The following is a 12327-nucleotide window of genomic DNA, read 5'->3' as shown; positions in this document are numbered from 1 at the left end:
GGCTCAGCTTCCGGTCGAGGCGTAGTGGCGCAGCCCGATGCGCCATGCGCCGAAAGCCGCCGCGAGGAACGCGAAGCCTGCGAGCGGCGACACCATGCCCACCCAGGCGGGCGCGCCCAGCGGATCCGGCTTGCCGAGGATCACGAGCGCCGGGTAGTACGCCACGCAGGCCAGCGGCACGATGAAGGTCAGCACGCGGCGGAACCACTGCGCATAGAGCGCCAGCGGGTACTGCGCCGCCTGCACGCCACCGTAGGTGAGCACGTTGGCGATCTCCAGGCTCTCGACGGTCCAGAACGACAGCGTGCCCTGCAGCACCAGGATGCCGAGGAACAGCGCGATGCCGCCGGCCATGGCGAACAGCGCGACGGCCACGGCGCCGGGCGTCCATGCGATGTCGGCCTGCACGGTCGCGAACACCAGCACGCTCAGGCCCTGCAGCAGCCGGCCCAGGCGGCTGATGCGCACGTCGTGCCCCATGAGCTGCAGCGCCAGCGGGCGCGGGCGCAGCAGCAGCCGGTCGAAGGTGCCGGTGCGCAGGAACTCGGTGCCCAGCACGTCGAAGCCGCGCCCCAGCGCGTCGGCAATCGCGAACATGCAGTTGACCAGACCGTAGAACAGCGCCACTTCGCCGATGGCCCAGCCCTGCACTTCGCCGAAGCGATGGAACAGCGCCCAGACGCCAACCACCTCGATGCCTGTGCCGAGGAACTGGCCCAGGGTCAGCAGCAGGGCGGACGCCGGGTACCTGGCCTGGCCGCTGATGGAGGCGGCCATGAGGCGGAAGAAGAGAGGGAGGGCGCCCATCTTCAGTGGCCCTCGCCGCTGTTCAGGGCACGTGCACAGGCCACCGGGTACTTCCCTCCGCGAATGTCCCCCGGGCTTCGCCCTCCTCCTTGATTTCGCTGCGGGAAGCACCCAGTGTCCTGTGCACACCTAGCGCGGTCGTTGTGCTGATCGATCAACGACCGCACTGCCCAACGCTCACGTCGATGGGGTGCCTTGCGCAGCGAAATTAAGGAGGAGGCCGCAGGCCGGGGGACATTCGCGGAGCAAGGTACCCCGTCGGCGGGAGCGCGCCCCGAACAATGACGTATCGTGAAGGAACAGCAAGTCACCCTAACCCCCCTGCACCTGCAGACTGCGCATCGTGCGCCCCATTGCCAGGCGGCCGAACGCGACCAGCACGGCGATCCAGAAGCACTGCAGCCCCAACGCACCCATGGCATGCCAGCCGCTCAACTGCCCGAAGTACAGCCGCGCCGGAATGTCGAACAGCCCCGCCAGCGGCTGCACCAGCAGCGCGGCCTGCCAGGCGTCGGGCAGCAGCGCCAGCGGCAGCAGGTTGCCCGAGAACACGATGACCACGGGGGTGGCCACCGCGCTGATGCCGCGCTCGTTGAGCGCCGCCGTGGCCGCCACGTTGAGCAGCATCACCATCGCGGTGGACAGCAGCAGCGCGAGCCCGATCGACAACAGGAACGCCAGGCCGGCCATCGCATTCGCGGGCGGCTGCCAGGCCCATTCGCCGAGGCCCGCCAGCGGCAGCGCGACCGCCGCGAAGGCCGCCATCAGCGCCACGCGCGGCAACAGCCGCGCTGCGATCCAGCCGGCGCTGCGCGCGAACCACAGCGCGTACGCATCCACCGGCCGCAAACGGTCGTAGGCGACCGCGCCGGTGCGCACGGCCTGCGCCACCTCCGGGTCGCCGAGCCAGGGCAGCAGCACCAGCAGGCCTTGTGCGAGCCAGGTGTAGCTGACGGCCTGGGCGAGCGACATCGGCGACGCCGCGCCTGCGACGGCGCTGCCGCCGTAGAACGCCGCGAACACCATCACCTTGATGCCGCCCCACCAGCACTGCGTGGCAAAGCCGGCGAGCGCCGCCGTGCGGTACTGCAGCATCTGCATGAAGCGCGACACGAAGGCCGCGGCATAGGGGCGCAGCAGCTCGCGCGGGCTCACGCTTCGGCCGCTCCGTGCATGGCATAGAAGCGAGCGATCACGGCCTCGATGGCCATGCCTTCGAGGCGGATGTCTTCCACCGCGTGTTCGGCCGCGATGCGCGCGATCAGCGCGGGGGCGGAGGTCAGCGCGGGATCGAAGTCGAGCACCAGCGTCTGGCCGTTGCGCATGTGCACCGTGGCGCCGGGCACCTGGTCGGGCAGCGCCGCGTCCTGCGCAAAGTCGACCACCAGCCGGCGCTCGGCCATCACCTGCGCGCGCAGCGCCTCGACCGGGCTGTCGGCCAGCACGCGGCCATGGCCGATGACGATCACGCGCTCGGCCAGCGCCTCGATGTCGTGCATGTCGTGCGTGGTCAGCAGCACGGTGGTGCCGCGCTCGCGGTTGGCACGGCGCACGAAGTCGCGCACCGCGAGCTTCGAGGGCGCGTCGAGGCCGATGGTCGGCTCGTCGAGAAACAGGATGTCCGGCTCGTGCAGCAGCGCCGCCGCGATCTCTGCGCGCATGCGCTGGCCCAGCGAGAGCTGGCGCACCGGCTGGCCGAGCACGCGCTCCAGGTTCAGCAGCGCGACCAGTTCGTCGCGCGTGCGCCGATAGCGCGCCGGCTCGACGCGATAGATGTCGCGCAGCAGGTCGAAGCCGTCGCCTACCGGCAGGTCCCACCACAGCTGCGTGCGCTGGCCGAAGACCACGCCGATGCGCGCCACGTGGCGCTCGCGGTCCGCGAAGGGATCGCGTCCGTCGATCTCCACGCGCCCGCCGTCGGCCCGCAGGATGCCCGAGAGGATCTTGATGGTGGTCGACTTGCCCGCGCCGTTCGGCCCGATGAATCCCAGCAGCTCGCCGCGCTCGAGCGAGAACGACACGCCCGACAGCGCCTGTACCGTGCGGTGGCGGCGCTGCACGAGCCCGCGCAGCGCGCCCATCACGCCCGGGTCGCGCTCGGAGATGCGGTAGCTCTTGAGGAGTTGGTCGACGAGGATGTGGGGCATGGAAAAAAAGCGCCGCGCCGGCGTGAACGCGCGGCGGGGGCGGGATGCTACACGAAACCGCCGGTACGATCACGGGCTCTGCAGAGATTGCCCGCCCGCCATGCCCTCGCCGACTTCCCTTCCGCCCTCGCCCACCCACCTGCTGCCGCTGGACCGCTGGGCCGCGCCCACGCGCCATGCGCTCGCCGGCGTGTTCACCGACATCGACGACACGCTCACCACCGAGGGCGCGATCACGCCCGATGCACTGCAGGCCCTCGGCGCTCTCAAGGCCGCGGGCCTTGCCATCGTGGCGATCACGGGCCGGCCCGTCGGCTGGAGCCTGCCCTTCGTCAACACCTGGCCGGTCGATGCGATCGTGGCGGAGAACGGCGCGGTGGCGCTGCTGCCCGCGGCCGATGGCAGGATCGAGAAGCGCTACATGCAGGATGCGCCCACGCGCAGCGCCAACTTCGAGCGCATGCAGGCCGTGCTGGCGCGCATCGAGCGCGAGATCCCGGGCGCGCAGCGCGCCACCGATTCACCGGGCCGCGAGACCGACATCGCCATCGACCACAGCGAGTTCGTGCAGCTGGGCGAAGAAACCATCGCACAGGTCGTCGCGCTGATGCGCAGCGAAGGCATGCACGCCACCGTGAGCAGCATCCACATCAACGGCTGGTACGGCGACAACGACAAGCTCGAAGGCGCACGCTGGATCGTGCGCGAGCTCTGGGGCCGCACGCTCGACGACGAACTCGACCGCTGGGCCTACGTGGGCGACTCCACCAACGACCAGCTCATGTTCCGCACCTTCGCGAGCAGCATCGGCGTGGCCAACGTCGCGCGCTTCGTGCCGCAGCTGGAGCACCTGCCGCGCTACGTGACCGAGGGCGAGCGCGGCGCGGGCTTTGCCGAGGCGGCGCGCGCTGTACTGTCGGTCCGCTGACCGGCCCGTCGCGCCACCCCTGCCGCCGGCTCACTTCTCCTTCGCCAGCCCCAGCTTCTCGATCACCGCCTTCTCGCGCACCACCGTGTCCTGCGCAAACTTGGTGTAGGCCGCCGAGCTCATGTAGTTGGGCAGCATGTCGTAGCGGCCGAGCGACGCCACGTAGCTCGGCTCTTCCATCGCCTGCTTGAAGGCGTCGTGCAGCTTCTTCACCACCTCGGGCGGCGTGCCCTTGGGGGCGCCGATGCCGAAGGGCGAGTTCTGCACGATGTCGTAGCCCAGTTCCTTCAGCGTCGGGGCGTCGGGGAACTTGGCGAGGCGCTTCTCGCCCCAGGTGTTGAGCACGCGCAGCTTGCCGGCCTCGACCTGCGGCGCAAAGCCGGTGCTGTCGGCGGCGGCCATCAGCTGGCCGCTGACCACCGCGAGCATCAGGTCGGCGCTGCCCTTGTAGGGCACGTGCTGCAGCTGGATGCCGGCCTTCTGCGCAATGATCTCGGTCGTGAGGTGCGGGCTCGTGAGGTTGCCGGTGGAGCCGTAGGTGAGCCTGCCCGGGTTGGCCTTGGCGTAGGCGACGAAGTCGGCCCAGGTCTTGAACGGGCTGTCGGCCGGCACCACGATGCCGAAGGCATAGCCCGTGACGTTGAGCACGTAGCTGATGTCCTTGAGCGGATCCCGGTTGATCTTGGTGGTGTAGCCGAGGCGGAACACGCCGAGCGGGATCTGCGCGACGGTGTAGCCGTCGGGCTGCGCGGTCTGCAGCGCCTGCGCAGGCAGGGTGCCGCCGGCGCCGGGCTTGTTGTCGATGATGACGGGCTGGCCGAGGATCTTGCTGGCGTTGTCGGCCAGCTGGCGCATCGTGATGTCGGTGGGCCCGCCCGCGGGAAACGCGATGACCAGCTTGACCGGCTTGGAGGGAAAGGCCTGCGCGAGCGCCGCCAGCGGTGAAAGAAGAAGCCCGCAGGCTGCAGCGAGCGTGGCGGCACGGAAAAGGGATCGGCGGGACATGGTGGCGGGTTCCTGGAACGGGAAAAAAGCAAAGGGCGCATTGGGCCCTGCCCTTGGCGCGGCGGCAATCGGTGCTCACCCGACTGCTGTCGCCTGCGGCTCAGCCCGCGGCCTGCTGCTCGAATCCCTGCAGCACGTTGACCGCGTTGACACCCACCTCGGCCACCGCGTAGCCGCCCTCGAACACGAACACCGTCGGCAGGCCGGCGCGCGCCAGGTCTTCGCCCATGCGCAGGTAGTCGTCGCTCCGGAGCCGGAAGCCCGCGACCGGGTCGCCTTCGAAGGTGTCGACGCCGAGCGACACCACCAGCGCGCCCGCGCGCACCGCGGCAATGCCGTCGAGCGCGGCCTTCAGCGCCGCGCGCCATGCGGCGAAGCCGGTGCCGCGCGCGAGCGGCAGGTTGTGGTTGAAGCCGAGCCCGGCGCCCGCGCCGCGCTCGTCGGCATGGCCCAGGTAGTAGGGATAGTCGGTCAGCGGATCGCCATGCAGGCTCGCGAAATGCACGTCGCTGCGCTCATAGAAGATGGCCTGCGTGCCGTTGCCGTGGTGGTAGTCCACGTCGAGCACCGCCACCCGCTCCACGCCCGCATCGCGCAGCGCCTGCGCGGCCACGGCAGCGTTGTTGACGAAGCAGTAGCCGCCGAAGAAATCGGCGCCCGCATGGTGGCCGGGCGGCCGCGTGAGTGCGAAGGCGGCGCGCTCGCCGCCGATGACGCGCTGCGCCGCGGTCCAGGCGCAGGCGGCGCCGTGGCGCGCGGCGGCCCAGCTGCCGGCCATGAGCGGCGTGCCCGCGTCGAAGGAGAACAGCCCCATGCGCGCAGGAAAGCTCTTCGGCAGCACGTCGGTGCGCATGCCGCGCGTGGGCCAGTACGAAGGCAGCGCATCGCGCGATGCGTTCGACGGATCGAGCGCCACCCACTCGTCCCAGGCATGCGCAATGAAGTCCAGGTAGCGCGGCGCGTGCACCCTGGCCAACAGCGCCTCGTCGAAGGCATCGGGCACCTGCAGCGGGCCCAGGCCGCGGCGCTCCAGTTCATGTTTCACATGGTCGACGCGGGCGGGCACCTCGAAGCACGGCACCAGTTCGCCGCGGAACATCTCGACTTTGCCCTGGTGCAGCGCGTGCTGGTCGTTGTAGATGGTGAGCATGCCGCCCATCATGCCGCACGCCGCAGCACCGCCCGGCGCCGGCCGGACGCCGTCAGCCCGAACAGGTCCTTCGGGTCGTCGAGTTCGGGCACCAGCGCGATCTGCTGGCCGATGCCGCGCTCCAGCGACAGCTGGTGGATGTAGCGCAGCGCCGTGTAGTCCTCCAGCGCAAAGCCGACCGAGTCGAACACCGTGACCTGCTCGGCACTCTCGCGCCCCGGCACGCTGCCGAGCAGCACCTTCCAGAGCTCGTGCACCGGAAAGTCGGCCGGCAGCTGCTGGATCTCGCCCTCGATGCGGGTCTGGGCTTCGTACTCGACGAACACGCGGGCGAGGCGCAGCACGTCGGGATGCAGCTCGGTCTTGCCGGGGGAATCGCCGCCCACCGCATTGATGTGCATGCCCGGCTCGATCATGCCGGGCGAAAGCACGACCGCGTGGCCCTGGTGTGCCGTGACCGTGGTCACGATGTCGGCGCCGCGCACCGCGTCGGCGACCGATGGCGCGCGCACCACCTCGAGCGGCGTGCAGGCCGACAGGTGGCGCACCAGCTTGTCGGTGGCGCGCGGATCGATGTCGAACACGCGCACCTCCTCGATACCCAGCAGCGCATGGAAGGCCAGCGCCTGGAACTCGCTCTGCGAGCCGTTGCCGATCAGCGCCATGCTGCGCGAGCCGGGCCGCGCCAGCGCCTGCGCCGCCATGGCCGAAGTGGCGGCGGTGCGCAGCGCGGTGGTGAGCGTGAGCTCGGACAGCAGCACGGGGTAGCCCGTGTCGACCTCGGCCAGCACGCCGAAGGCCATGACCGTGGGCAGCCCCACGGCCGTGTTGTGCGGATGGCCGTTGACGTACTTGAAGGCGTAGGCGCCGTCGTCGGCCACCGGCATCAGCTCGATCACGCCGAGGTGCGAGTGGCTGGCCACGCGCGCCTTCTTGTCGAACTCGCGCCAGCGCAGGAAGTCGTCGCGCAGCGCGTCGGCCAGGGCCTTGAGGAATTGCGGAACGCCGGTTTCGTCCACCAGGCGAACCAGGCTGTGAACATCGATGAAGCGGGTCATGGCGCGGCTCCTTGCGTAGCCCGGACGCGGCGCTTCATTCCTTCAAGTGTTCTCACTCCACCATGGCTGATCCAGGATGCGCCTGCGCCAGGGGTTGCAGCCATTGTGCGCCTGCTTGCAGGCCATGGCGAGCCCCCGCCGGGTCCTGGCGGAAGCACGGCTTCAGTCGTGCCTGTGCTCTTCGATGCTGCGCTCCAGGAAGCGCCAGAGCCGCTCGTCTTCGCTGAAGGCCACGTTGAAGCGCAGCCAGCCGGTGGGATGCGGATTGACCAGGAACAGCTGGCCCGGGCCGAGCATGATGCCCTCGGCCGCGGCGCGCCGCGAGAGCTCGGCGCTGTCGGCAATGTCCGGGTGCCGCGCCCACAGGTACATGCCGGCCGCGGCTTCGTGGAACAGCTCGAAGCCCAGCCCGTCCAGCCGCCGCGCGACGCTGCCCTGCGCCTGCGCGAGGCGCTCGCGCAGCGACTTGAGGTGCTTGCGCCAGCGGCCATCGGTCACGATGCCGAAGGCCAGCCGCTCGGTGATATCGGACGAGGTCAGGCCCGAGATCATCTTGAGCTGCGCCAGCTCTTCGAGCAGCTCCGGCCGGGCGACCACGTAGCCGACGCGGATGTTGGGCGAGATGGTCTTCGAGTAGCTGCCCACGTAGACCACGCGGCGCAGCTGTCCCAGGCTGGCGAGCGAGGGGCGCATCGAGGCGTCCATCTCGGCATAGATGTCGTTCTCGACCAGCGTGAAGTCGTGTGCCTGCGCGAGCTGCAGCAGTTGCACCAGCTGCGGCAGCGAGGCCATCGAGCAGGTCGGGCTCTGCAGCCGGGGCTGGGTGAAGAAAGCCTTGGGCCGATGCGCCGCGAGCAGCGCCTCGAGCGCCGGCATGTCGTAGCCCGTGGGGATGCGCGGCACGCCGACGATCTCCACGCCCAGGAAGCGGAGCATGAACATCAGGTTCGGATAGCCCGGGTCGTCCACCAGCACCGAATCGCCCGGCTTGAGCAGGCGGCGCGCCACCAGGTCCAGCGCCTGGCTGGAACCCTGGGTCAGCAGCACCTGGGCGGCGTCGACCACGATCTGCTGCTCCGAGAGCGCCTCGGCCGTCGCCATGCGCAGCGCCATGTGGCCGAAGGGCAGGCCGTAGCCGCCGATGTCGGCGCCTTCGGAAGCCAGGTGGCGAAGGCTCCGGCGCATGCCGTCCTCGAACAGCCAGTCGTGCGGCAGCCAGCCACAGCCGGGTTTGAGCGGCAGGTTGCGGTTCTCGAAGATCTGCTGCAGGTACCAGCGGGCGTCGAAGCGGGGGTCCGGGCGGGGCGCACTGGCCGCGCCGGCGGCGCTGTCCTCGATGCGCCGCTTGACGAAGAAGCCGGCGTTGGCGCGCGAGACCAGGAGGCCCTGCGCCACCAGCCGGTCGTAGGCCTCGACCACCGTGAACACACTGACGCCGTGGGTCGCGGCAAAGGCGCGGATCGACGGCAACTTGCTGTCGGCCTTGAGCTTCTGGGAGCCGATCAGTCCGCGTAACCCTTCCACGATCTGGCTGACCAGCGGCGTCGGCTGTTCGGGGCGAAGAATGAGCATCGGGGGCGTCTGCAGCAGTCCGGCCTGCACCATATTGAGGAAAGTATGTACAGGATACAAGACCAGTACAGTCTTCCGGGCGATCACTTCCGGTGTACATGGCTGGATCGATTCGTGGGACCTAGAGTGCCGGCATTCCTTCTTCAAAGCACAGGCCGCACCCATGCAACGCGAACCCCACCTCAGCAATGCCGCCCTCATGGCCCGCCGCAATGCGGCCGTGGCCCGCGGCGTCGGCCAGGCCCATGAGATCTTCGTCAGCCGCGCCGCCAACGCGGAAGTGTGGGACGTCGAGGGGCGACGCTACATCGACTTTGCCGGCGGCATCGCGGTGCTCAACACCGGCCACTGCCATCCGGAGATCAGCGCCGCCGTGAAGGCGCAGGTCGATCTTTATTCGCACACCTGCTTCCAGGTGCTGGCCTACGAGCCCTACGTGGAGCTGGCCGAGCGCCTGAACGCGCTGGCGCCGGGCAATTTCGCGAAGAAGTCGATCTTCCTGAGCACCGGCGCCGAGGCGGTCGAGAACGCGGTCAAGATCGCCCGCGCCCACACCCGGCGGCCCGGCGTCATTGCCTTCAACGGCGGCTATCACGGCCGCACCATGATGACGCTCGGCCTGACCGGCAAGGTGGCGCCCTACAAGCTCGGCTTCGGCCCGTTCCCGGGCGAGGTGTTCCATGCGCTGTACCCGAACGTGCTGCACGGCGTGAGCGTGGACGATGCACTGCATTCGGTCGAGCTGCTGTTCAAGAACGACATCGAGCCCGAGCGCGTGGCGGCCTTCATCCTGGAGCCGGTGCAGGGCGAGGGCGGCTTCTACGTGGCGCCCAACGACTTCGTCGAGGGCCTGCGCGCGCTGGCGGACCGCCACGGCATCCTGATCATCGCCGACGAAGTGCAGACCGGCGCCGGGCGCACCGGCACCTGGTTTGCGAGCGAGCAGTGGCCGGTGGCGCCGGACCTGATCACCACCGCCAAGTCGATGGCGGGCGGCTTTCCGATCTCCGGCGTGGTGGGCCGCGCCGAGGTGATGGATGCGCCCGCGCCCGGCGGCCTGGGCGGCACCTATGCGGGCAGCCCCATCGGCTGCGCCGCGGCGCTCGCGGTGCTCAAGGTGTTCGATGACGAGCAGTTGCTGGCGCGCAGCCGGGCGCTGGGCGGGCGGCTCACGGCCGGGTTGCGCCGCATCGCCGCCGGGGTGCCGGCCATCGGCGACGTGCGCGGGCTCGGCGCCATGGTGGCGATCGAGCTGTTCGAAGACGGCGACACCGCGCGGCCTGACGCCGGGCTGACCCGCCGGGTGGTCGCGGAGGCGGCGCGGCGCGGGTTAATCCTGCTGTCATGCGGCACCTATGGCAATGTAATTCGCGTGCTGGTGCCGCTCACGGCATCCGACTTGCTTGTGGACGAAGGCCTGGCGCTTCTCGCGGACAGCTTCGCCGCGCTGCGCTGACCGACCCTTTCCTGAAATCTTCCATGACAGCAGAACCCTTGGTGCGCTTCCAGCGTGTCCAGAAGACCTACGACGGCGAGCACCTGGTGGTGCGCCAGCTCGACCTGGACATCCACCGCGGCGAGTTCCTGAGCCTGCTCGGCCCTTCGGGTTCGGGCAAGACCACCACGCTGATGATGCTGGCGGGCTTCGAGTCGCCGACCTCGGGCGAGATCCTGCTCGACGGCAAGCCGATCACCGGCACGCCGCCGCACAAGCGGAACTTCGGCATGGTGTTCCAGAACTACGCGCTGTTTCCGCACCTGAGCGTGGGGCAGAACGTGGCGTATCCACTGACCGTGCGCAAGGTGCCCAGGGCCGAGCAGCAGCGCCGCGTGCAGCGCGCGCTCGACATGGTGCAGCTGCGCGGCATGACCGACCGCCTGCCCGGCCAGCTCTCGGGCGGCCAGCAGCAGCGCGTGGCGCTGGCGCGCGCGCTGGTGTTCGAGCCCCAGCTGGTGCTGATGGACGAGCCGCTCGGCGCGCTCGACAAGCAGCTGCGCGAGCACATGCAGCTCGAGCTCAAGGACCTGCACCGCCAGCTGGGCGTGACCTTCGTCTACGTGACGCACGACCAGGGCGAGGCGCTCACCATGAGCGACCGCGTCGCGGTGTTCAACGAAGGCGTGATCCAGCAGCTGGACACGGTCGACGGGCTGTACGAGACGCCGTCCAACCGCTTCGTGGCCGGCTTCGTCGGCGACAGCACGGTGCTCAAGGGCCAGCTGGGCCGCGGCGGCGAGCGCGCCGAGATGACGCTGCCCGACGGCCGCGTGCTGCACGGGCTCAACGTCGGCGGTGCGGCCGCGGGCGCGGCTGTGGAGGCCTGCATCCGCCCCGAGCGCGTGGTGCTGCACCGCGGCCCGGCCGCACAGGGCGCCAACATGCTCGCCGCCCAGGTGTCGCGCGTCATCTACTTCGGCGACCACCTGCGGCTGCTGTGCAGCGTGGGCGACGGCCAGGCCGACGCCACCGTGAAGCTGCCGCTCGATGGCGCGGGCGGCACCGCCGCACCGCAGGCCGGCGAAGCGGTGGTGCTCGAATTCCCGATGGCGCATGCGCGCATCTATGCCCACTGAATCCGGCTCGTTGTTCCCCCGTTTCCTTTCATCACCCAGGAAGATTCCCATCATGAAAAAGACCCTTCTCGCCTGCATCGCCGCCGCCGGTTTCGCGCTGCCGGCCTTGGCCCAGCAGCAGCTCACCGTGGTCAACTTCGGCGGTGCCAACGCCAACGCCCAGAAGAAGGCCTACTACGAGCCCTACGAAAAGACCGGCACCAAGATCATCCCGGTCGAATACAACGGCGAGCAGGCCAAGATCAAGGCCATGGTCGAGACCAAGAAGGTCACCTGGGACGTGGTCGAGGTCGAGTCGCCCGACGCCGCCCGCGGCTGCGACGAGGGCCTGTTCGAGAAGCTCGACTATTCGAAGATCGGCAGCAAGGCCGACTTCCTGCCGGCCGCGGTCACCGACTGCGGCGTCGGCCTGTTCGTGTGGTCGACCGTGATGGCCTACAACGGCGAGAAGCTCAAGACCGCGCCCACCAGCTGGGCCGATTTCTGGGACGTGAAGAAGATCCCCGGCAAGCGCGGCATGCGCAAGGGCGCGCGCTACAACCTCGAATTCGCGCTCATGGCCGACGGCGTGAAGCCGGCCGATGTCTACAAGGTGCTCGCCACCAAGGACGGCGCCGAGCGCGCGTTCAAGAAGCTCACCGAACTCAAGCCCAACATCCAGTGGTGGGAAGCCGGCGCCCAGCCGCCGCAGTTCCTGGTGGCCGGCGACGTGGTGCTGACCACCGTGTACAACGGCCGCATCGACGCGGCCAACCGCGAAGGCCGCGACCTCAAGATCTACTGGCCCGGCGGCATCTACGACCTCGACTACCTGGTGATCCCGAAGGGCGCGCCCAACAAGGAAGCCTCGCTCAAGTACATCCAGTTCGCGATGCAGCCGGCCAACCAGGCGGTCTATGCCCAGAACATCGCCTACGGCCCCACCAACACCAAGGCGCTGGCTTCGCTGAGCCCCAAGGTGCTGGCCGACCTGCCGACCTCGGCCACCAACGCCAAGGACGCGCTGCAGTTCAACGTCGGCTTCTGGGCCGACCAGGGCGAGGCGCTCGAGAAGCGCTTCGCGTCCTGGGCCACGCAGTAAGCGCG

General features: G+C 69.5%; 11 protein-coding genes. 4 read left to right on the top strand and 7 right to left on the bottom strand.

Translation table 11 applies throughout. The features are described from left to right. Positions 1–3: 3 nt before the first annotated feature. The 3 genes from AC1DMS_RS26545 to AC1DMS_RS26535 form a co-directional block, all read right to left on the bottom strand. On the bottom strand, positions 4–807 hold the full coding sequence (locus AC1DMS_RS26545) for an ABC transporter permease (RefSeq protein ID WP_412511950.1): 804 nt from the start codon (positions 805–807) through the stop codon (positions 4–6). A gap of 312 nt (positions 808–1119) precedes the next feature. After that, a complete protein-coding gene (locus AC1DMS_RS26540) occupies positions 1120–1962 on the bottom strand; it encodes an ABC transporter permease (protein ID WP_412511951.1) in 843 nt (280 codons plus the stop codon). Continuing rightward, on the bottom strand, positions 1959–2954 hold the full coding sequence (locus AC1DMS_RS26535; protein ID WP_412511952.1) for an ABC transporter ATP-binding protein: 996 nt from the start codon (positions 2952–2954) through the stop codon (positions 1959–1961). The genes AC1DMS_RS26540 and AC1DMS_RS26535 overlap by 4 nt, the downstream gene beginning before the upstream one ends. 100 nt (positions 2955–3054) lie before the next feature. Here AC1DMS_RS26535 and AC1DMS_RS26530 point away from each other — a divergent pair, with 100 nt between their 5' ends. Beyond that, positions 3055–3882 carry an HAD-IIB family hydrolase gene (locus AC1DMS_RS26530; protein WP_412511953.1) on the top strand — a complete coding sequence of 276 codons (828 nt, stop codon included), beginning with the start codon at positions 3055–3057 and terminating at the stop codon, positions 3880–3882. A 30-nt stretch (positions 3883–3912) separates the two neighbouring features. On the opposite strand, the gene AC1DMS_RS26525 is transcribed toward AC1DMS_RS26530, so the two are convergent. From AC1DMS_RS26525 to AC1DMS_RS26510, 4 genes are all read right to left on the bottom strand, one after another. Continuing rightward, positions 3913–4887, bottom strand: a complete 975-nt coding sequence (locus AC1DMS_RS26525) for a tripartite tricarboxylate transporter substrate binding protein (protein WP_478181953.1) — start codon at positions 4885–4887, stop codon at positions 3913–3915. Between the two features lie 100 nt (positions 4888–4987). Next, positions 4988–6037: a histone deacetylase family protein gene (locus AC1DMS_RS26520; RefSeq protein ID WP_026284186.1), complete on the bottom strand. Its 1050-nt coding sequence runs from the start codon at positions 6035–6037 to the stop codon at positions 4988–4990. Positions 6038–6045: 8 nt separating this feature from the next. Next, positions 6046–7095, bottom strand: a complete 1050-nt coding sequence (locus tag AC1DMS_RS26515) for an ornithine cyclodeaminase (RefSeq protein ID WP_015867454.1) — start codon at positions 7093–7095, stop codon at positions 6046–6048. Between the two features lie 162 nt (positions 7096–7257). Further along, positions 7258–8667: an aminotransferase-like domain-containing protein gene (locus tag AC1DMS_RS26510; protein ID WP_015867455.1), complete on the bottom strand. Its 1410-nt coding sequence runs from the start codon at positions 8665–8667 to the stop codon at positions 7258–7260. Positions 8668–8830: 163 nt separating this feature from the next. On the opposite strand from AC1DMS_RS26510, the gene gabT reads away from it, so the two are divergent. From gabT to AC1DMS_RS26495, 3 genes are read left to right on the top strand one after another with little or no spacing between them, the layout of a single operon-like run. Beyond that, entirely contained in the window at positions 8831–10123 is a 1293-nt protein-coding gene (gabT, locus tag AC1DMS_RS26505; RefSeq protein WP_015867456.1) for a 4-aminobutyrate--2-oxoglutarate transaminase, read from the top strand. Positions 10124–10146: 23 nt separating this feature from the next. Next, the gene (locus AC1DMS_RS26500; protein ID WP_015867457.1) at positions 10147–11241 is read left to right on the top strand and encodes an ABC transporter ATP-binding protein; all 1095 of its coding nucleotides are present in this window, start codon (positions 10147–10149) and stop codon (positions 11239–11241) included. A 52-nt stretch (positions 11242–11293) separates the two neighbouring features. Continuing rightward, positions 11294–12322, top strand: coding sequence for an ABC transporter substrate-binding protein (locus AC1DMS_RS26495; RefSeq protein WP_319439598.1), 1029 nt, complete (start codon positions 11294–11296; stop codon positions 12320–12322). The last annotated feature ends 5 nt before the right edge of the window (positions 12323–12327 follow it).

This window comes from Variovorax sp. 05T418 (assembly GCF_056396385.1).
This window is presented reverse-complemented; position numbering and strand designations above follow the sequence as displayed.

Excerpts from the sequence above, each read along its gene's own strand:
- AC1DMS_RS26525 (WP_478181953.1), bottom strand. The coding sequence starts at position 4,887 with ATGTCCCGCCGATCCCTTTTCCGTGCCGCCACGCTCGCTGCAGCCTGC.
- AC1DMS_RS26520 (WP_026284186.1), bottom strand. The coding sequence starts at position 6,037 with ATGCTCACCATCTACAACGACCAGCACGCGCTGCACCAGGGCAAAGTC.
- AC1DMS_RS26545 (WP_412511950.1), bottom strand. The coding sequence starts at position 807 with ATGGGCGCCCTCCCTCTCTTCTTCCGCCTCATGGCCGCCTCCATCAGC.
- gabT (WP_015867456.1), top strand. The coding sequence starts at position 8,831 with ATGCAACGCGAACCCCACCTCAGCAATGCCGCCCTCATGGCCCGCCGC.
- AC1DMS_RS26510 (WP_015867455.1), bottom strand. The coding sequence starts at position 8,667 with ATGCTCATTCTTCGCCCCGAACAGCCGACGCCGCTGGTCAGCCAGATC.
- AC1DMS_RS26535 (WP_412511952.1), bottom strand. The coding sequence starts at position 2,954 with ATGCCCCACATCCTCGTCGACCAACTCCTCAAGAGCTACCGCATCTCC.
- AC1DMS_RS26500 (WP_015867457.1), top strand. The coding sequence starts at position 10,147 with ATGACAGCAGAACCCTTGGTGCGCTTCCAGCGTGTCCAGAAGACCTAC.
- AC1DMS_RS26515 (WP_015867454.1), bottom strand. The coding sequence starts at position 7,095 with ATGACCCGCTTCATCGATGTTCACAGCCTGGTTCGCCTGGTGGACGAA.
- AC1DMS_RS26530 (WP_412511953.1), top strand. The coding sequence starts at position 3,055 with ATGCCCTCGCCGACTTCCCTTCCGCCCTCGCCCACCCACCTGCTGCCG.
- AC1DMS_RS26495 (WP_319439598.1), top strand. The coding sequence starts at position 11,294 with ATGAAAAAGACCCTTCTCGCCTGCATCGCCGCCGCCGGTTTCGCGCTG.